General features: G+C 59.3%; 18 protein-coding genes. 12 read left to right on the top strand and 6 right to left on the bottom strand.

Annotation, left to right across the window (positions count from 1 at the left end):
* Nucleotides 1-56: 56 nt before the first annotated feature.
* Nucleotides 57-869 (top strand): M23 family metallopeptidase, encoded by an 813-nt coding sequence (locus AC22G1_RS09620; protein ID WP_487316562.1) that lies wholly within the window; start codon nucleotides 57-59, stop codon nucleotides 867-869.
* Here the strand turns inward: AC22G1_RS09620 and sbcB are convergent.
* Nucleotides 866-2,281 (bottom strand): exodeoxyribonuclease I, encoded by a 1,416-nt coding sequence (gene sbcB / locus AC22G1_RS09625; protein WP_487316563.1) that lies wholly within the window; start codon nucleotides 2,279-2,281, stop codon nucleotides 866-868. The two genes, AC22G1_RS09620 and sbcB, sit on opposite strands and share 4 nt — an antisense overlap.
* A gap of 309 nt (nucleotides 2,282-2,590) precedes the next feature.
* Between sbcB and AC22G1_RS09630 the strand changes: the two genes are divergently transcribed.
* Entirely contained in the window at nucleotides 2,591-3,016 is a 426-nt protein-coding gene (locus AC22G1_RS09630) for a hypothetical protein (RefSeq protein ID WP_050658117.1), read from the top strand.
* 42 nt (nucleotides 3,017-3,058) lie between these two features.
* Here AC22G1_RS09630 and AC22G1_RS09635 read toward each other — a convergent pair whose 3' ends face one another.
* On the bottom strand, nucleotides 3,059-3,346 hold the full coding sequence (locus AC22G1_RS09635; RefSeq protein ID WP_123421321.1) for a hypothetical protein: 288 nt from the start codon (nucleotides 3,344-3,346) through the stop codon (nucleotides 3,059-3,061).
* A 129-nt stretch (nucleotides 3,347-3,475) separates the two neighbouring features.
* Here AC22G1_RS09635 and AC22G1_RS09640 point away from each other — a divergent pair, with 129 nt between their 5' ends.
* From AC22G1_RS09640 to AC22G1_RS09660, 5 genes are read left to right on the top strand one after another with little or no spacing between them, the layout of a single operon-like run.
* On the top strand, nucleotides 3,476-3,730 hold the full coding sequence (locus tag AC22G1_RS09640; RefSeq protein ID WP_487316564.1) for a hypothetical protein: 255 nt from the start codon (nucleotides 3,476-3,478) through the stop codon (nucleotides 3,728-3,730).
* A 51-nt stretch (nucleotides 3,731-3,781) separates the two neighbouring features.
* The gene (locus tag AC22G1_RS09645; RefSeq protein ID WP_487316565.1) at nucleotides 3,782-4,984 is read left to right on the top strand and encodes a TolC family protein; all 1,203 of its coding nucleotides are present in this window, start codon (nucleotides 3,782-3,784) and stop codon (nucleotides 4,982-4,984) included.
* Entirely contained in the window at nucleotides 4,981-6,027 is a 1,047-nt protein-coding gene (locus AC22G1_RS09650; RefSeq protein WP_487316566.1) for an efflux RND transporter periplasmic adaptor subunit, read from the top strand. Before AC22G1_RS09645 ends, AC22G1_RS09650 begins: the two co-directional genes overlap by 4 nt.
* A 9-nt stretch (nucleotides 6,028-6,036) precedes the next feature.
* Entirely contained in the window at nucleotides 6,037-9,180 is a 3,144-nt protein-coding gene (locus tag AC22G1_RS09655; protein WP_487316567.1) for an efflux RND transporter permease subunit, read from the top strand.
* Nucleotides 9,180-10,079, top strand: coding sequence for a cation diffusion facilitator family transporter (locus AC22G1_RS09660; protein ID WP_487316568.1), 900 nt, complete (start codon nucleotides 9,180-9,182; stop codon nucleotides 10,077-10,079). Before AC22G1_RS09655 ends, AC22G1_RS09660 begins: the two co-directional genes overlap by 1 nt.
* A gap of 31 nt (nucleotides 10,080-10,110) precedes the next feature.
* On the opposite strand, the gene AC22G1_RS09665 is transcribed toward AC22G1_RS09660, so the two are convergent.
* Nucleotides 10,111-11,904: a M4 family metallopeptidase gene (locus AC22G1_RS09665; RefSeq protein WP_487316569.1), complete on the bottom strand. Its 1,794-nt coding sequence runs from the start codon at nucleotides 11,902-11,904 to the stop codon at nucleotides 10,111-10,113.
* 327 nt (nucleotides 11,905-12,231) lie between these two features.
* Between AC22G1_RS09665 and AC22G1_RS09670 the strand changes: the two genes are divergently transcribed.
* From AC22G1_RS09670 to AC22G1_RS09690, 5 genes are all read left to right on the top strand, one after another.
* The gene (locus tag AC22G1_RS09670) at nucleotides 12,232-13,293 is read left to right on the top strand and encodes a 3-deoxy-7-phosphoheptulonate synthase (RefSeq protein ID WP_487316570.1); all 1,062 of its coding nucleotides are present in this window, start codon (nucleotides 12,232-12,234) and stop codon (nucleotides 13,291-13,293) included.
* A complete protein-coding gene (gene tyrA, locus AC22G1_RS09675) occupies nucleotides 13,293-14,402 on the top strand; it encodes a bifunctional chorismate mutase/prephenate dehydrogenase (RefSeq protein WP_487316571.1) in 1,110 nt (369 codons plus the stop codon). The genes AC22G1_RS09670 and tyrA overlap by 1 nt, the downstream gene beginning before the upstream one ends.
* Before the next feature lie 123 nt (nucleotides 14,403-14,525).
* On the top strand, nucleotides 14,526-15,176 hold the full coding sequence (locus AC22G1_RS09680; protein ID WP_487316572.1) for a hypothetical protein: 651 nt from the start codon (nucleotides 14,526-14,528) through the stop codon (nucleotides 15,174-15,176).
* 105 nt (nucleotides 15,177-15,281) lie between these two features.
* On the top strand, nucleotides 15,282-16,112 hold the full coding sequence (locus AC22G1_RS09685) for a hypothetical protein (protein WP_487316573.1): 831 nt from the start codon (nucleotides 15,282-15,284) through the stop codon (nucleotides 16,110-16,112).
* 142 nt (nucleotides 16,113-16,254) lie between these two features.
* Nucleotides 16,255-16,791: a glycine zipper 2TM domain-containing protein gene (locus tag AC22G1_RS09690; RefSeq protein ID WP_487316574.1), complete on the top strand. Its 537-nt coding sequence runs from the start codon at nucleotides 16,255-16,257 to the stop codon at nucleotides 16,789-16,791.
* A gap of 24 nt (nucleotides 16,792-16,815) precedes the next feature.
* Here the strand turns inward: AC22G1_RS09690 and AC22G1_RS09695 are convergent, their stop codons facing one another.
* From AC22G1_RS09695 to AC22G1_RS09705, 3 genes are read right to left on the bottom strand one after another with little or no spacing between them, the layout of a single operon-like run.
* Entirely contained in the window at nucleotides 16,816-17,466 is a 651-nt protein-coding gene (locus AC22G1_RS09695) for a MarC family NAAT transporter (protein ID WP_487316575.1), read from the bottom strand.
* Nucleotides 17,467-17,525: 59 nt separating this feature from the next.
* Nucleotides 17,526-18,842 carry a hypothetical protein gene (locus tag AC22G1_RS09700; protein WP_487316576.1) on the bottom strand — a complete coding sequence of 439 codons (1,317 nt, stop codon included), beginning with the start codon at nucleotides 18,840-18,842 and terminating at the stop codon, nucleotides 17,526-17,528.
* Nucleotides 18,806-19,531: an SDR family NAD(P)-dependent oxidoreductase gene (locus AC22G1_RS09705; protein ID WP_487316577.1), complete on the bottom strand. Its 726-nt coding sequence runs from the start codon at nucleotides 19,529-19,531 to the stop codon at nucleotides 18,806-18,808. Before AC22G1_RS09705 ends, AC22G1_RS09700 begins: the two co-directional genes overlap by 37 nt.
* Nucleotides 19,532-19,552: the final 21 nt, after the last annotated feature.

Here is a 19,552-nt window from a genome sequence, read left to right on the forward strand (position 1 = left end):
CGGCGTTAAGCTACATTCGCTTAACAAAGTAGTTGATCTTTCAAGGTTTTAAACCCATGTTGCGCCGATATTTTTGGCTTTTTGCATTGCTGTATGCCAAACCGCTGCTGGCCTGTAGCCAGGAGCCGGTGTGCGTACAAATGCAGGAGCTGGGGCAAGAGCTCAAACTGGTGGCCAGTAACCATTCCACGGCGCCGGTGACGGTCAGAGTTGATGCGGTGCTGTCGGGGCTGAAAGCAAGCCCAGGCCTGCCGGCGGTGATGGAGCTGGGGCCAAAGCAGCAAAAGACGCTGCAGACCCTGACCATCATCGCGCCCTGGAAGCTCCACTACTGGTCTCGCTGGTCGCGCGGCTCGGTCAGCGCCCGCCAAGACCAAGACGCCCGCTATCGGCTGCCTTGGCAAACCGGGCGTTATAAGGTGTTGCAGGGCTGGGGCGGTATGTTCAGCCACGATGAGCCCTTTAGCTTTTATGCCGTGGATTTTGCCATGCCAGAAGGCACGGTGGTGACCGCTGCCCGGGCCGGGCGGGTGGTGGCCATGAAAATGGACTCAACCAAGGGTTGCGCGTTCGCCCGCTGCGCAGGAGACGCCAACTACCTGGTGCTTGAGCACAGCGATAAAACCCTGGGGGAGTATTTTCACCTGCAACCCGGCAGCGCCTTGGTGCGAATTGGCCAGTGGGCTGAGGTTGGTACGCCCTTGGCCCATTCCGGCAATACCGGGTTTTCTACCGAACCGCACCTGCACTTTGTGGTGAAAACCGCAGGGGAGGATGGTCGCCCTCATTCCCTGCCGTTTGTGTTTGCCACCGATGAGGGAGACATCTCTGGGCTAAGCACCGGCCAGGGCTACAGCCCCGGCCCTTAGAGGGACTGGGCGTACTGGTAGAGGCTTTTCAGGATGCCCATGGCCTTGGCATCCTCGGCGCGCTCCTCGGCCAACTGCTCAAGCTCCACCATGAATTCCTGTAGCCCAAAGCCGCGGCTGCCTTGCATCAACACCTCTTCGCGGTAGCGCTGCCAGCGCAGCTGCTCCTGTTCGCTAAGGGTTTGGGCGAAATAACGCGCCCGGTAACGGAACAGTAAGGTGTTAAGGCGCTCATCCTTAAACTGAATACCGCTAAGGCGGTTTGGATCTTGGTTTTCTCTAACCAGAGCCATGGCCGCTTTGTCGGCATCAGAGATAAAGCCACTGTAAAGGGCTTCTTCTGCGTCCGGGGTAGGATAGTCCCCTTCCTGTGCAAACAGGGCGCCCAGCTTCTCTCTAAGCTCCGGGTGCTGCTTTAGCAGCTCAAGGTTATCGCGGCAACGAGCCCGGTCTATGCCAAGGGCATCGGCCCGCTCCGGCCCCAGGGTCTTGGCGGGCGCCAGGATAGGGCACTTGTTGATGTGCACCAGTTTTACCGGTAGCCGCGACTGGCCTTCATCGAGATCGGCGGTTTTGGTGTAAAGGCGCTCAACCAATGCCTGGCCGTCAAGCTCAAGCAGTGGCGTCAGATCGCCATTGAGATCCACCACCACCACCGCATTTTTATTGACCGGGTGCCAGGCCATGGGCACCACATAGGTGGTGCAGCCCTGGGCGGCCGAAAAGCGGCTGGAGGTGTGCACCAGAGGCTGGAGATTAATGATGTCGATAAGCTCGGCCACTGCCTGCTTGCGCCGCAGCTTGAAAAAAAACTGGTACAGCTTGGGTTGGTGCTGGCGAATAAGCTTGGCAAGCGCAATGGTGGCTTCCACGTCGCTTAAGGCATCGTGGGCCTTGCTGTGCGCCAGCCCATTGGCCTGGGACAGGGACTCGAGCTTGAAACTGGGCAGGCCGTCTTCGTTTTCGGGCCAGATAATGCCGTCTGGGCGCAATGCATAGGTAGCCCGGGTCATATCGATGAGATCCCAGCGGCTGTTGCCGTGCTGCCATTCGCGCTCATACGGATCGTAGAAGTTGCGATAGAGCATGAAGCGGGTCACTTCATCGTCAAAACGCAGGCTGTTGTAGCCCAGGGTGCAGGTTTGTGGCTGGCTCATCTGCTGGTGGATAAGCCGGGCAAATTCGGGTTCGGCCATGCCTTGCGCCAGAGCCTGCTGCGGCGTAATACCGGTAATAAGGCAGGCCATGGGGTGGGGCAGGTAATCGTTACCAGGCTGGCTGAACCAGACTTTGGGCTCATCGATGATGTTGAGATCTTCATCGGTACGGATAGCGGCAAACTGGCAGGGCCTGTCCCTTTTGGGATTGGCACCGAAGGTTTCAAAGTCGTGGAATAGCAGGCTGGCGGTCATGGATAGGGGAAGTCTGGCCAAAAGGGCAGTCTAGCCTAAACACAGTGCAGGCCCAAGGCGCGACGAATTTTGGGCGAAAAAAAAGGCCGCAGAGGTGGGAAAAGCGGCCTGAATAAGAGGGGTCTCGACAGGGTCGATTACCTTGCTTGCGAAATTCATTCTACGCAGGGAGGCAAAGTTGAAAAGTGTGAAGCTGCGCGTCGTTTAACGGGTGTTCAGTATTAGTGGAAGAGCAATTTGTTACATCTTTAACTATATTTGCCTAGGCGTTTTACATCCGCAATTTCAACGGCAAACACAGGGTGATATATGGACTTACGCTTGTTGTTGGCAGCCGCATTCTCTCTGGCCTATTGCAGCTTTATCGGCCTGGTCATGGAACACTACTACAGCAACCGTCAGGGCTACGAATTTGTGGACTGGCGGTCATTGGCCGCAAGCAAATGCGAAGACCATCTTCGCAAGCGGCTCAAAGATCCCCTGGCTCGCCAGTTCTCGGTATGGAGCAGCAATATTGCCGAGCTGGACGAGCGCCGCTTCTGGGTGTCGGGGACTTTGTCCGTGGAGAACTACCTGGGGGAATGGCAGGACGCCAGTTACCGCTGCGATCTGGAAATCTCGTACAAACTGACCGACCCCTTCGACAACCAGTTCTGGTTGGTCAACGCCATTGATACCCAAAACGATGCCAGCCTTCTTCGCCTGACACGGGTCGAAGTGCCGTACCTAAAATAAACCTTGCAAGCATCCAGGGCCGCCTTAGGGCGGCCTTTTTCGTTACTGGGATTTGGGGTCTTGCTTGAGGGCCAGGAGGTCTAGGTGAGTCAGTTGCAGCTCGTCACGCTCATCGATGGTGAACTGGCAGATAAAATTCACCGGGCCCTTGCTGACCAGCGCCTTACCGCTGACCACCAACACCAGATCCCGCTGCTCGACATTGATGGCATCGGTTCTAACCATACCCAGCCTTGCCCTGACCGCCATTTCACAGACGCGGGTTGCCTTGGCTCGATAGGGAACAGGGGCGGTGGCCATCTGGCTGGCCAGCAGCAGTGCGCTCAACATCAACGGACTTCCTCTTTCTTGGCTCGGGGACATTTGCTAGAGTCCCTGCCCATGCAGACTACGCGAACTCTTCGACAATGGCGACGCATCTGTACTTGCGTCCTTGCCCTGTTACTGGCTTTTCAGTCAATGCTGGCCGTTGCCGACGTAGTGACGCCGCTTAACGCGCCTGAAACTGCAACTGTGCAGCAAGCGGCGCTAGGCGATGCCGACGGCCTCGTTCACCACCATTGCTGCCATTGCCATGGCGGCCACACCATGACCCCAGGTGAACTGTGGAAAGCCGCCCCCGTTTTTGTTGAAAAGCCTCGCCAAACCGGCGCGGCCTTTGTGTCTTTGCACCCCGACTCGCTGTTTCGCCCTCCCATCCTCCTTCTGGTTTGAGCCTTAACGGGCGTTTTTCGCCCAACCGTTCAACCGATGTGAGGACACTTCATGTCTTTGTTTTTTGTACGGCTGGCCCTCTGTGGGCTGGCGGCTGCGGCGTGCTTTGGCGCGCAGGCGGCGGATTTTGCGAGCTGGCTTGACCGCCAACTCTTGGCGCAGCCAGCGGTTATTGCCGAGCAGCAGCGTTTACTTGAAGCCAGGGCCGAGGCCGACGGCCTGGCCAAACCCCTCTATAACCCGGTGTTGTCAGCCTTTGGCGAGAAAAACGGCAACGACAACAACGTCGCCCTGGGCCTTGAGCAAACCCTGGATTGGTGGGGGCAAGGGGATAGCCAACAGCAGGAAGCGAGGCTCACCCGGGTACAGGCTGCCTTGGCTTTCGATGCCAGGCTCCAGCAACAAAAGGCCAAGGTGCTCGCTGCCATGGCTCGGTTTTTAGCGGCGGCCGACGAGCAGCAGCTGGCCCAGCAGCAGCGCCGCTATCTGGGCACCTTGCTGGCACTGGTGAAAAAACGCCAGGATGCCGGGGATCTTGGGGTAGTGGATGCCGAGCTTGCCCGCTTAAATCTCAGCTCCCGCCTAAAGGCCCTGGCCGATGCCGATGCTGCCTATGAAGAGGCACGCGCTGAGCTTGAAGCCTTGTTGCCCAACGCAAGCGTGCAAAAAAGTACGGAGCTTGACGGTTACCTGGCGCGCCTTCGCCTTCCCGAAGGTGAAGAATGGCTTGCCAGCCATCCTGCCGTAGCCCTCGCCAAAGCCCGCTGGCAGCTAAGCCGCCAGCAGGTTGAAACCCGGCGCCGGGCGGTAAAAGTCAAACCGACTGTGGGGCTCAGTGCTGGCCGCGACGGGGGCAGCAGCAGCGTCGGGGTTGGGGTTTCCATTCCTTTGAACCTTCGTAACGACTTTCAAAGTGACGTGGCCGCCACCGGCTACCAGGCCCTGGCATCGGAGGCTGCCTACCAGCAGCAATACCTTGACCAACGCGCTGCCTGGCGCGCGGCCAAGGGCCGCTTGGCAAGCTACCAGCGCCATTACCGCCAATGGCAGCAGTGGCGCGAGCAAGACGTGCAGCCCCGTCTCGAACGATTTTGGCAACAAGGGGAGCTGGCTACCGCCCAGTACCTTCAAGGGCTCAATGCCCTGGCCCAAAGCCAAAGTGACGGTATCGCCCTTGAGCAACAAACCCGCCTAGCCCTTATTGATGCATTGGCCCAAAGCGGCCAACTCTCTGTCAAAGGAGTGACGCTATGAAAGCTTCACTGATTTTTTTGCTGCTGGCCTTCGCCCTGCCAACCCAAGCCGAAGAAGGCGTCACCTTAAGCCCCGAGCAACAGGCGGCCGTGGGTATTGAAACCCGCGCCATCACCCCGGCGCCGGCCCAGTATCGGTATCTGGTGCCAGGGGAGGTGTTGGTGGATCAGTACCGCAGTTACCTTGCCTCCCCCCGCTTGCACTCTGTGGTGCTAAGCCGCCATACCGCCCTTGGCGACCACGTCGTTAAAGGCGCGGTGCTGGTGACCCTCTTTAGCGCCGAACTTGCCGAGGCCCAGGGCGATTATCTGTCGGCCCGGCCTGAATGGCTGCGGGTAAAAGGGCTTGGCAAAGCGGCAGTGGGCGAGCAGCGCTTTGTGGACGCCAAAAGCCGCTTTGACGCCAGTCTCGCCAAATTGCGGGCCTATGGCCTGGATGAGGGCGACATCGCGGCTGCTCCTTTGGGCCAATATCCGCTGCGCTCGGCAATAGACGGCGTGGTGCTATCTGACAGCTTCCAGCAAGGCCAGGCCGTGGCCCCCGGTGAGGCGCTGGTCCAGGTGGCCGATGAAACGTCGCTTTGGGTGCAAGCCCAGTTACCCGGCACCAGCACTCTGGATATTCCCAAAGGCACCAAGGCCTTGGTGAGCATCGGCGATACCGCCTGGCCTGCCACGGTTAGCCAGGCTGGCCATACCCTGGACCCGGTTACCCGCACCCGCACCGTGCGCCTTGCCCTGCCTAACCCCCAACACGCCCTTCACGCCGGCATGTATGTGGATGTGGCCTTTCTCTTTGAGACCCCGGCGCCGGTGATGGCGCTGCCGCAAGAGGCCCTTATTCGCAGCAGCGACGGCGACTGGACCGTCTTTGTAGAGCCCGAGCCCGGTCATTTTGAGGCAAGGGAGGTCACCCTCGGCCAGGTTTTTGACGACCAGCAACAGGTACTGGACCTTGAGCCCGGCACCAAGGTGGCGGTGAAGGGTGCATTTTATATCGCCTCCGAGCTCGCCAAGGCGGGCTTTAGTACCCACAACCACTAAGGGGCCAGCATGCTAAATCGTATTGTTGATTGGGCCGTTGCCAACCGGCTGCTGGTGGTGTTGGCGCTATTGGGGGTGATGGCCATGGCGGGGTGGCTTATTCCCAAGCTAAACCTCGATGCCTTCCCCGATGTCACCAATGTGCAGGTCACGGTAAACACCGAGGCGCCCGGCCTTGGTGCCGAGGAGGTGGAGCAGCTTATCAGCTACCCCATCGAATCGGTGATGTACGCCTTGCCGGCGGTGGAGGAGGTGCGTTCCATTTCAAAAACGGGCCTCTCGGGCGTGACCGTGGTGTTTAAAGAGGGCACCGACATCTACTTTGCACGCCAGTTGGTGTTTGAGCGCCTGGAAGCGGCAAGCGCCCTTATCCCCGATGGAATAGGGGTGCCACAAATGGGGCCCAATACCTCCGGCCTTGGCCAGGTTTACCAGTATCTGCTGGTGGCCGAGCCCGGCAGTGGCTACGACGTTATGGCTCTTCGCAGCCTCAACGATTACCTGGTCAAACTGATGCTGATGCCGGTTGAAGGGGTCACCGAGGTGTTGTCCTTTGGCGGCGAGGTGCGCCAATACCAGGTGAATTTGAGCCCCTCGCGGCTGCTTGCCTACGGGCTTACCCAGCAACAGGTGCAGGCGGCAATCGAGGACAACAACCTCAATGTGGGCGGCTGGTACTTGGACCGAGGCGCCGAGCAACTGGTGATCCGCGGCACCGGCTGGCTTGCCCCGGGGGATAAAGTGCTGGAGGAGCTTGGCAAGCTGCCCCTTAAAACCGCTGACGGCGTCGTGGTGCGGGTTGAAGACGTAGCCCAAGTGGAGCTTGGCCCGGAGATCCGCCAAGGCGCTGTAACCATGACCAAGCGCGGCGAGGGCGATACCCCGCAAGCGTTGGGGGAGGTGGTGTCCGGCATTGTCCTAAAACGGATGGGGGCTAACACCAAAGCCACCATCGATGGCATCAAAGCGCGGGTTGAGCGCATCAACCAGGCGCTGCCCAAGGGCGTGCGTTTTGAGCCCTTTTACGATCAGGCCTTCCTGGTCAGCCAGGCAGTGGGCACGGTCGAGAAGGCGCTCCTTGAAGCCTTGGTGCTTATTGCCATCATCCTCACCTTGTTCTTGCTCGATCTAAAGGCCGTTACCCTGGTGCTGGTGTCGATTCCGCTGTCGGTGGGGATGGCGCTGATGGTGATGAGTCTTCATGGCAGCTCGGCCAACCTGATGTCCCTTGGCGGGCTGGCGGTGGCCATCGGCATGATGGTAGACGGCGCGGTGGTGATGACCGAAAACATCTTCAGGCGCCTTGGAGCCAAGGCGCCGGGCACCTCGGCGCGCCAGCAGGTGGTGCTGGCGGCAAGGGAAGTGGCCAAGCCGGTGTTCTTTGCCGTTACCATCATCTTGGTGGTCTTTGCGCCGCTCTTTGCCCTCGAAGGGGTGGAAGGCAAGCTCTTCAAACCCATGGCCATTTCCATCATGTTGGCCATGGCCACCTCGCTGGTGGTGTCGCTGACCCTAGTGCCGGCCCTTGCTAGTTACTTCTACCCAAGGGGCGTTAACACTCGGGTGAGCCCGGTGGTAAGGGTTAGCGAGGGCGGTTACCGGCGTTTGCTCGGCTGGGCCATGGGCCATAAAAAGGCGCTGCTGGGCGCCGCCTTGTTGCTTTTTGTGGGGGCGCTGGCCATTTTGCCGCGCCTTGGCACCGAGTTTGTGCCTGAGCTTGAAGAGGGGACTATCAACTTGCGGGTGACCCTGGGGCCGTCCACCAGCTTGGATAACGCCCTGGCGCTGGCGCCCAAGCTGGAGGCAACCTTGATGGCTTTTCCCGAGGTCACCTATGCCTTGTCGCGCATCGGCCGCGCCGAGATAGGGGGCGACCCGGAGCCGGTCAGTAATATCGAAATTTATATCGGTCTGCTGCCCACCGGCCAGTGGACCAGCGCCCCGGACCGCCAACACCTTCAACAGCGGATGCGAGAAGCGCTGTCGGTCTTCCCAGGGCTGCTGCTCAATTTCTCCCAGCCCATTGCCACCCGGGTTGACGAGCTGCTGTCTGGGGTCAAGGCCCAGTTGGCGGTGAAGCTGTTCGGGCCGGATCTCTCGGTGCTAACCGCCAAGGGCCAGGCCATTGAAGCGCAAATCAAAAACATTGCCGGCACCAAGGACGTGGCCCTTGAGCAAGTCAGCGGCGAGTCGCAACTGGTGGTCTCACCCAGGCGCGATGCCCTTTCCCGTTATGGGCTGTCGGTGGGCGATCTGATGCGCTTGGTTAGCCAAGGGTTGGGCGGCGCCAGCGCCGGGCAAATCATCAACGGGAACGAGCGTTACGACATCTACGTGCGTCTGGATAACGCCTTTCGCAAGGATGCAAGCCGCATAAGCGAGCTGCGGCTGCGTGCCCCTAGCGGCGCTTTGTTGCGGGTAGCCGATATTGCCGACGTACGTTTTGCCTCTGGGCCGCCGCAAATTCGCCGGGACGACGTGCAGCGCCGGGTGGTGGTGCAAGCCAACGTAGGGGGGCGGGACATGGGCTCGGTGGTGGCCGAGATTAAGGCGGCGCTCAGTGCCAAGGTGGCGCTGCCGGCGGGCTACTCGGTGGAAATCGGTGGCCAGTTTGAAAACCAGCAGCGGGCCCAGCAGCGGCTGTTGCTGGTGGTGCCGGTCTCCATTGGCCTTATTGCCCTGTTGCTGTATTTCGCCTTTGGCTCGGTCGGCCAAGCCCTGCTTATCCTCGTTAACCTGCCGCTGGCGCTGATTGGCGGCATTGTCGCGCTTTACATCAGTGGCCAGTATCTGTCGGTGCCGGGCTCGGTGGGTTTTATCACCTTGTTTGGGGTGGCGGTGCTGAACGGGGTGGTGCTGGTGGAGGCCATTAACCATCGCCTTGAAGCGGGGCAAAGCGTGCGCGAGGCGGTGCTTGAAGGGGCGGTGTCGAGGGTCAGGCCGGTATTGATGACGGCCACCACCGCTGCTTTGGGGCTTATTCCCATGCTGCTGGCAACTGGTATTGGTTCAGAGATCCAAAAACCCCTGGCAACGGTGATTGTTGGCGGCCTGGTAACAGCCACCTTGCTGACGCTCCTGGTGCTGCCGGTGTTGTATCCCTGGTTCTCAAAAGGCAAGCTCGGGGAATTGCGCGCTGGCAAGGAGTTGTAATGAGCCACAGTCATCATCATCATGCCCACGACGACGTGGGCAATATCAAGGTCGCCTTTTTTCTCAACCTGGGCTTTACCCTGATAGAGATAGTAGGGGGCCTACTCACCAACTCGGTCGCCATCCTAAGCGACGCGGTGCACGACTTGGGCGACAGCCTGGCCCTTGGGCTTGGCTGGTGGCTTGGCAACAAGGCTAAGGCCGGCCCCAGCGCCCGCTTTAGCTACGGGCCCAAGCGCCTTAGCCTGCTGGCGGCCCTTATCAACGCCTTGGTGCTGGTAACGGGCGCGGTGCTGGTGCTGAGCGAAGCCATCCCCCGGCTTTGGGACCCGCAAATGCCCCATGCCGGGGGCATGATTGGCCTGGCGATACTGGGGATAGTGGTTAACGGCGCGGCGGTGTTTCGCCTTAAAGGCGCCAAAAGCCAAAATGCCAAGGTGGTCAGCTGGCACCTGCTGGAAGACGTGCTGGGTTGGGTGATGGTGCTGGTGGTCGCGGTGGTGATGCTCTTTGTGAAGTGGCCGATACTGGACCCGCTGCTGTCGGTGTTCTACACCGCCTTTATCCTCTACAACGTGGTGAAGAACCTGTGGGACACAGTGCTGCTGTTTTTGCAGGCAACCCCGGCGGACATCGATTTGGCTGCGGTTAAACGAGATATCCTGGCGATTGACAACGTCAGCGACGTTCATCACCTCCATGCTTGGTCCTTTGACGGAGAGCAGCATGTGGTTACCGGCCATGTGGTTGCCAGCCACGCCTTGGATGCCAGCGGCTATCTGGCGCTCAAATCTGCGTTGGCGGGGCTTTGCCAGCATTACCCCTTGGCTCACACCACCTTTGAAATCGAGTATGGCGATGAGCCATGCCGACTATCAGAACCGCATCATGCCCATTAAAAAAGGGACCGGTTTAACCGGCCCCTTTTCATTAGTTGCTGTAACTGCCTACCAGGCTGACGCCAGAGTAGCTGGAGTAGCCGCGCAGCATCACATAGTAGGTGCCGCTTTGTGGCGAGCTGAATGAGCAGGTTTCATTGTTGCCGTTGCGATAAGGGCGACAATCATAGCTGCTGGTGGTCGGCGCGCTGCCAAAGCGCACGTACAGGTCGGCATCGCCGCTACCACCGCTGATGTTAAAGCTAAGGCCGCTGGCGCCGCTCGGTACCGACAGGGTCCAGACTTGCTCGGAGCCGGACGAACCGCTGATGCCAGTCACGGCCTGGCCGTTGGTCAGGGTGCTGCCACTGGGCGGCGGCGTGCTGCCGCAAGAGGCGTCAACATCGACCCCGCTAAAGGCCGCTTCCACGTCGCTGACCGAATAGCCAAGGTCGTCTGCGGCCTGGGCAACACCGCAGGCGGCATCGTCGTAGTCGGAGTTGGCGTTCCAATACAGCTGGTTGGCGGTCACGAAGGCTTCAAAAGCTTTGTGGGTATCCCAGCCGCTGGTGGTGGCCAGCAGGTAGAAGGCGCGGTTAAAGACCCCTGAGCTGTAGTGCACATCCAGGCCGCTGTAGTAGTCGTCGGCACTGTCGATGGAGCTGCCGTCGAGGCTTGGCTGGTTCATGTAACGCAAGGCACCGGAGCCTTTGAAGATCTCGGCGCCCACTTTCCAGTCGTTGCTGCCCTTCATGTAGTACTCGGCCGCTTCGCCAGCCATGTCAGAGAAGGCTTCATTGATACCGCCGCTCTGGCCGGAGTAGGTCAGGCCGGAGTTTTGCTCGGTAAAGCCGTGAGACACCTCGTGGGCAGAGACATCAAGGCTCACCAGCGGGTAGAAGGTGGAGCCGCCATCGCCGAAGGTCATGGCCGAGCCGTCCCAGAAGGCGTTCTGGTAGTTGTTGCCGTAGTGCACCTTCATGGTCAGCTTGAAGGTCAGCGGGCTGGTGTTAAACCAGTCGGAGTACATGTTGAAGATAACGCCACCAAAGTAGTGGGCATCGTTCAGCGGCGAATAGGCGCCGTTCACCATGGGCTCGGTGCTGTTTGGACAGGTGAACTGATGCACAGAGCCGCCGGAGGTGGCGTTGTTCATATCCACCGTGGTGACGTTGGTATTGTCCATGCGGCAGTTGTCGTCCACCACCAGGTAGCCGTAGTCGGTGCCGTAGTAGTACTCGCCGGTCTTGGTGTTACCGCCGGGGCCGGTGGCGTTTTGTGAAAAGGTCAGCTGATCCCAGGTTTTAAGCACCGCGCCGGTGTGGGCATCGATAAGGGTAAAGGGGCGGCGCGGGTTATCGCCGGCCACAAACTGGTCCACCTGGTACACCAGATGAGCCTGCTGCGCCTCGTCCAGCCAGATAAACAGCTTGGCATTGGAGCGGTCCACCTTCTTCAGCCCGGCATGGCGCTGGGCTCGAGCCACGGCCATTTTCTCCGACAGGGTCGGGGTGACATCCGGCAAGTCGCCATCAATGCCTTCAACGTAGCGGCCCACCAGGTTGGAGTAGATCCCCATGGCATCGGTGTCGGCCACTACCGACACCCCGTACACCTCGACGCCTTTGTAGTACTGGCGCAAGCGCGACTTACTGGCTTTACCCACCTTAACTGCCTGGCCTTTAAAGCTTTGGCTGTCGCTCAGGCCCAGCATTTTTACCGGATCCTGGTCGGCGCCCAGGGCTTGAAAGCGCGGGCTGTTGGGTTTGATGTCAATAATAGTTGCCGACATGGCGGGGGTGCTGACTGCAACCGCCAAGGCGGCCAGTGCGAAAGTTCTCTTCATGTAGTCCTTCCTTAACCTTTGTTTTTAATTGGCTTATTGACGCCCACTCGTTTTGGTGGACATGCAACAGTTACGTAACAAAGTCAGAAATTGCAACTAAAGGGTAAAAAACAAGCAAATGTATTTATTGCGATGTGTTGGTATGCCTGCCACGGGGTGTCGTGGCACAGTCAATGGCCAATAAAATCGAGGCAAGGGCTAGGAAAATAGGGGCTGTGGTGGTAGTGTTGGGGTCGTTGCGTAGGCTGGTTTTATCTAAAGTCAATATAGATTTCGATTAAAGCCTTGCCATGTTGTGTAAATAAAAGTTTAAGCAAGGTGTAAACAATGCAAAGAGATGCCCTTAACAACGTTCATATCCGTGGCGAACAAGTCCTGGTTTCCCCCGCCGAATTGAAAGCCGCCATTGCGGTCTCAGAGCAGGCCCTGGCCCAGATAGCCAAGGCGCGCCAGACCATCGCCGATGTGATCTGCGGCCAAGACGATCGCCTGTTGGTGGTCTGTGGCCCCTGTTCCATCCACGACATCGAAGCGGCCAAGGCCTACGCAACCCGTCTTAAGGCGCTTCACGATGCATATCAGGACCGGCTCTATATCGTCATGCGGGTGTATTTTGAGAAGCCCCGTACCACGGTTGGCTGGAAAGGCCTTATCAACGATCCCCACCTGGACGGCAGCTTTGCGCTGGAAACCGGCCTGCGTCTGGCCCGTGAATTGTTGGTGTGGCTGGCGGAGCTGGGCATGCCGGTTGCGACCGAAGCCCTCGACCCCATCAGCCCGCAGTATTTAGCAGAGCTTTTTGCCTGGTCAGCTATCGGGGCCCGTACTACCGAATCCCAGACCCACCGGGAGCTGGCGTCCGGTTTGTCGATGCCGGTGGGCTTTAAAAACGGTACCGACGGCAGTCTTTCCACCGCAATTAACGCTTTACAAGCCGCGTCTCAGCCCCATTGTTTCATGGGGATCAACCAGAGCGGCCAAGTGGCGGTGCTTCAGACCGAGGGCAACCCTCATGGCCACGTAATCCTCCGTGGCGGCAGCGCGCCGAACTACGATGAAAGCTCCGTAAATGATGCTTTACAAAGCTTGCAAAAAGCCGGCCTTAACGAAGCCATTATGATTGACTGTTCTCACGCAAATTCCGGCAAGGATCACCGCCGTCAGCCGATGGTGGCAAGGGATGTGCTGCGTCAGCGCCAAAATGGCAACGGCGCCATCATGGGTGTGATGCTCGAATCCAACCTGGTGGAAGGCGCCCAAAGCGGTGGCCCGCGTGAGTCATTGGTTTACGGGCAGTCCATTACCGATGCCTGCATGGGCTGGGACACCACCGCCCATCTTCTGGAAGAGCTGCACGGCGGCATGCAGCAGGTAGAGGTAGCGTCCTGATGCTTGAGGATCTGCGTAATCGCATCGATGCGGTGGACAAAGCGCTGCTCGATCTGCTCGACCAGCGCCTGGCGCTGGTGCGGGAAGTCGGTGAGGTCAAGCGGGAGCATGGGCTGCCGATTTACGCACCGGACAGGGAGGCCAGCATGCTGGCCTCCCGCCGTGAGGAAGCGCAAAAACGCGGCCTGAGCCCCGACCTTATCGAAGACATTTTGCGCCGCTGTATGCGCGAGTCTTACCAGCAGGAAGTGGGGGCCGGCAGCAAGTGCCTGCGCCCGGATCTTGGCCGGGTGGTGGTGGTGGGTGGGCGAGGGCGCCTGGGTAAGCGCTTTGCCGAATACTTTACCGCCTCGGGCTATCAGGTGTCGGTGCTGGATAAAGACGATTGGCACCAGGCAACCGAGCTGCTGGCCGATGCCGGTCTTGTCATCCTGAGTGTGCCGATTAATGTCACCGAGGCGGTGACAGAGGCGCTGCCAGCATTGCCGGCTGATTGCACCTTGATGGATCTGACCTCTATCAAGGAAAAGCCCCTCGGCTGGATGCTGGCAAAGCACCCAGGACCGGTGCTTGGGCTGCACCCCATGTTTGGGCCCGATGTGTCCAGCTTTGCCAAAGAGGTGATGCTCTATTGCCAGGGCCGGGGCGATAACGACTGGCTCATTGCCCAAATGGGGCTGTGGGGCGCCAAACTGGTGGCGGTTGACGCTGCCGAGCACGATGCCAGCATGGGCTTTATTCAGGCGCTTCGGCATTTCAACAGCTTTGCCTATGGTCTGCACCTTAAAGCCAGCGGCGCCGACCTCAATAAACTGCTGACCATGAGCTCGCCCATCTACCGCTTGGAGCTGGCCATGGTAGGGCGCCTTTTTGCCCAAGACCCTTCGCTGTACGCCGACATTATTTTGTCCAACAGCCAGCACCTTGGGGTGATAAAAGGCTTTCGCGAACAGCTCAATCAGGTAATTGCCTTGCTCGAAGCCAATGATAAGGCAGGTTTTATTGAGCGATTCGAGGAAGTTGCGTCCTATTTTGGTCCATTAGCATCCGATTTTATGCACGAAAGTCAGCTACTCTTAGCCAAGAGCAAGGACAGCCGCAGTGGTTGATACAGGGCGCCAGCCGTCTGCTCGTATCCCACCTGCTGCTTCGCTCATCTTTACCCAAACCGGAATTTTTAGATAAAATCCGCTCGGCGCCAGGAAGGCGCCTTAACCATCAAGGACTTGATCATGATGAGAACCGTACTCTTTTTAGGTTACGGACTGCTGTTGGGGGCCTATCCCCTGTCCGCCCTGCTTGCTCCGAATTTGGCTTTCAATCCGTTTTTTGCCGTGATGCTGGTAGTGCTTTGGCTTGGGCTATATAGCCATGCCCGCCGCACCCCAGTGCTGCTGCCTGGTATCTGGCAGGCATTGGCGGTGGCTCTGATGCTGCTGCTGCTGTTCCAGGGCCTGACCGCCTGGCAATACCACATTTTGTCACCCGATCATCACTGGTACGATTTTTCCGATACCAACAGCCTCTCTACCTTTTTGGTGCAGCTGGCGCTGCTGCTGCCTTGGGTGGCACTGATGCTGCGCTACGGCGATTGGCGCCACCCGGCCTGGCTAAAAAGCCCCAAGGGCCGCTGCGCCCAGTGGCTGGCCGAGCACTTTGACGGTGAGGGCCGCCTGCAGCTCTTTACCCTGGGTTACGACCTCAAGGCCGAGCTCATCCCCAAAGGTGTGGCCGTTACCCTGGTAAGAGGGCGCCAGCAGTTCCACCAGGTCTTGCCAGACCTTTACCATCTGGCCGATTTTTTGGTGGCCAACACCCCCTTTATGGACGACTTGGTCGACGAGCCGCTACCTGCGGCCGAAGACGGCGCCTTGGTTCGCTAAACGAAATCCCAGCCCCGGTGGCTGGGATTTTTACTGTTAAGCCGATGCTGCCGACACCTTTCTTCCCTTGCTCCCATTGCCATCTTTGGCAAGAGATCAGCTGATATGCAAAAGCTGGCTTTGGTTATTGCATTGCTGCTTATTGGCCTGTGGTGGTGGCAATACGCGCCGGCGCCGCTCGTAGCGCCTGAAGATAAGGCGCCGGCACCTGGCGCCCAAACCTTGCCGCCGCCAACCCTTACTGAGCCAGAGCGCCCGGCGGGTGAGATTGAAGCAATGCCTTTGGATGCACCGCCAGATAACCTTGCCATCTTGCAAGGGCGCTTGGTGCCCTTTGATTACGCCTTTGATGTGGCCAAGCTGTTGGACGCCGCTTCTGCCTGGCCGGACATCGATGCCGAGGCCATGTACCGCCTGGCAGAGGGCATGGAGCGCTGCGCCATACCGCCCAGCCAGGCAACCGAAGAAGAGCGCCTCTGGCTGACCCATTGCCAAGGGTTGCCAGCCGCCTGGCGGCAAAAAGACTTTATTCAGCAGCTTAAAGTCGCCTCGGCCGACCAGGGGTTTATCCTTGGCCAGCTGATGCAGGGCTTTATGCTGAGTTATCAGGCCGACTCGGCCCGCTTTGAGGGGCGCGACTGGGCGGCCTTGCAGGCCAAAGCCATCAGCTACTTTCAGGCGGCGGCAGACCAGGGCGCCATCATGGCGTTGGCGGTGCTGGCCAATGCCTACGCCGACCCCAATAACGGCGAGTATTACCAGCCGGTCAGGGCCCTGGCTTACACCCGTTTTTTAAAGGCGCTGGTGCCCGATTTCTCGGCGCCGGGGCTGGAGAGCCGGGTGGCGGACTTACCCTACTACGACAAAGACGAAGCGGCCGAGCAGCAACGGGCATTGGAAGATGCCTGGCTGCAACTGCCGCAGCTGTGGCGCTAGCCATTCAGTTTTCTCTCAGTTTCTGCCTGCAATCTGAATGCACCGGCAAAGAAGGCCGCTTTTTTCGCGGCGTTCAGCCTTGGCAATGGGTTGGGTGCCTAAGGTTTGTCGGGTCTCTTGTAAGAGGAGAGGAGGGAGAACAATGAACAAATCCATGGTTGCAGGTATTGCCGTGGGCGTGGCTCTGGCCGCCGGTGGCGGCGCCATCGCCGCATATAACCTTAACGACGGCCAGGACTATGCCAAGGTGCTGGACGTGCAAGCGGTCACCAAAGACATCAGCACTCCAAGACAGGTGTGCCAGGATGTCACCACCACCGTCAGAAAACCGGTTCAGGACGAGAACCGTGTGGCCGGCTCGGTGATTGGCGCTGTCGTGGGTGGTGTGCTGGGCCATCAGATAGGTGACGGTAATGGCCGCAAACTGGCCACCGTTGCTGGGGCGGCTGCCGGTGGTTACGCCGGTAACCAAGTGCAGAAAAACATGCAAGACGGTGACCTTACCACCCGCACCGACCGCAAGTGCCACACCGCCTACGACCGCTCGCAAAAACTGCTGGGCTACGACGTCACCTATGAGCTGGATGGTAAGCAAGGCAAGGTGCGCATGGCCCATCGCCCCGACGACACCATACCGGTACAAAACGGCCAGCTTCAGTTTGCAGCGCCCAACAGCTGAAAAAGGCGCCGCAAGGCGCCTTTTTTATAGCCCCAGCCCCGATTTTATCTTGGCAAGCAGGTCCGGGTCCGTTACTCCGTTCACCACAAACTGCACCGCGATACAGAAGATCAAAAAACCCATGATCTTGGTCAGGGCCTGCATGCCGGTTACCCCCAGCCAACGGGTAATGAAATTGGAGGCCAGCAAGGTCAGATAGGTGATCACCCCCATGATGAGCACACCAAGGATGATGGCCAGGTAGTGCATGATGGTGGTGGCCAAGGTCGCGAGGGTAATGATGACGGCAATGGCGCCGGGGCCGGCCAGGCTCGGCATGGCCAGCGGGAAGAAGGACACGTCCTTGCGTTGCCGGTTTTCCTTGTGGGCGGCGTCGGTAAAGCCCTCGTCCTTGGGGTAAAGCATGCCGATTGCCACCCGGCCAACCAAGATCCCCCCGGCGATACGCACCCCCGGCAGGGAAATGCCGAAAAAGTTCATGATAAGGGTGCCAGCCAGCAGGAACACCACCAGGATGGCCACCATGTAAATCACCCCCATCTTGGCCTGTTGCCGGCGCCAACTGGGCAAGTCGCCTTCGGTAAGGCCAAGGAACAGCGCCGCCGTGCTGAAGGGGTTGATGATGGGCAGCAAGGCGGCAACCGTGGTAAGGGTCAGCTCGAAAAAGTGATTCATGGCAAGGCGTCCTTTCTGGCAACCTCACCAGCTTATCAATATTCCGATAAAAATCAGCCCTATGCGATAAAGATCATGGCGCCAATGGCAAGCGCCAGGCTTGCGGCCACAAAGGGCAGGTTATGGCGCCGCAACGCCGGGTAGGGCAGACCATAGCGGGACACCATGGCCAGCATGGTACCGGAGAAGGGATTGGCCACCACGCCGATGCTCCAACTGGCAAGGTAGGTAAAGGCCAGCAGGTTGGGGTCGACCGTCATCGCCTGGGTCCAGGAGCCAGCAATGGCAATGGAGGCAATGGGGTGCAGCCCCAGATAGGCAAGTACCACTATTCCCACCAAAATGGCGGCGGTATGCCAGTGGTTGAGGGTCACCGCCATGTGCCCGGCCCCCAGGGCGTTAAAGGCGCTGGAAAGCCCCACCGCAAAGACCCCCGCCGCCAGGAACAGGCAAAGCTCCCCGCCCATGGCTGGCATTTGCAGCCGCGCATGACGGGCAACGTCCCCCAGCCCCTGGCGGCCGCCGCCCAGGCCTTTTATCAGCAAGGTGATAAGGGGCGCCGCGCCCGACACCAGCAGCGGAATGGAAAGGCTGGGCTCAAAATGGCTGATGGTCAGCACCAGCAAGGTGAGCACCAGGGGAATGGCCAAGGACCCCAATGACACCGGAAAACCGTTGAAACCCAGGAACTCGGTTTTGTCGTTTAGCCTTATCTGCCAAACGGTGATGGCCATCATCAGCAGGGAAAGGGGCAGGCCCCAGTGGATCAGGCTGCCAAGGCTGGCCCCCGGCGCCCAGCTAAGGGCCAGCGCCATGCCGGCCATCAAGGGCGACCAGAACATGCTGGTGGTAAAGGCGCGGGCCAGCAGTGAGCCCTGGTTGAGGGTCAGCGGCTTGTGGGCACTTAAGCGGTCACCGGCGACATAGAGCGCCGACATGTTGATGGCCGCTGAAAAGGCGTGCACCCCCAGCAAGGTTTGCCACAGCGCCCTTGGCCCCTGAGCCAGCTTGCCTTCCTTGCCCTTGGGGGGCAGGCACACCAGTTTGAGCATGCCGGCGCCCATGATGATGCAAATCAGCGGCATGTTGATGGCCAGGGCCCGCTGCCACTCCACCGCCTTGCCCATGTACAGCACCATGGACATGGGCGCCAGGCCACAAAGGCTCAGCAGCAGCACCTGGTTTCTCAGCAGCGCCGACAACCTCGGCAACTGGATAAGGGCCGCCAGCCACAGCGGCAAGGCTCCCCAATAAAGAGGAATGGGCAAAAAGAGATGCGCCACCGCCAGAGCCAGGCCGGTGGACATCAACAGTGTTAGCAGGGTGCGGGCCCCTTCGGTCATACCGGTGCCAGCCCGGTGGTGACGCCGCCGCACACATAGAGGGTTTGGCCGGTAATAAAGCCCGAGCGCTCGTCGAGGAAAAAGCTCATGGCGTGGGCAACGTCTTCGGGCTGGCCCATGCGGCCTACCGGAATGTTGTTGACGATTTTTTCAGCCTGGGGGCTGCCGGGAGGGTTGTTTTCCCAAAAGGCACCGGTGGCGATGGGGCCAGGGGCGACGTTGTTCACCGTGATGCCAAAAGGCGCCAGCTCCAAGGCCCAGGTGCGGGCCATGGCCAACAAGGCGCCCTTGCTGGCGCTGTAGGCGCTACGCTCGGTTTTACCCAATACCACCCGGCTGCAGTTGTTAACGATGCGGCCAAAGCCTCTGGCCTTCATGACCGGGCTCAGCGCCTGCACACAGTGCAGTGCGCATAGGGTATTGAGGTGCATCAGCTGCAAAAAATCGGCTTCGCTGACATCTTCCATCAAGGCCGGTTTTACCAGGCCCACGTTGTTAACCAGCCGGGTGATGGCAAACTCCTCGGCCAGGGCCTTAACCAGGGTGGTGGTGGCTTTGCCGTCACTTAAATCAATCTGGTAGTGGTGGGTCAGGGAGCGGGCCTCGGGGGTGTTGATGTCCAGTACTATCACCTGGTAACCCTCTTGTTGCAGGCGCAAACTGATGGCTTGGCCGATATTGCGGGCACCGCCGGTAACAAGGACATAAGGGGCTGAAGACATAGATTAACTCCTGAAGAAACT

This window comes from Gallaecimonas zhanjiangensis (genome assembly GCF_057624825.1).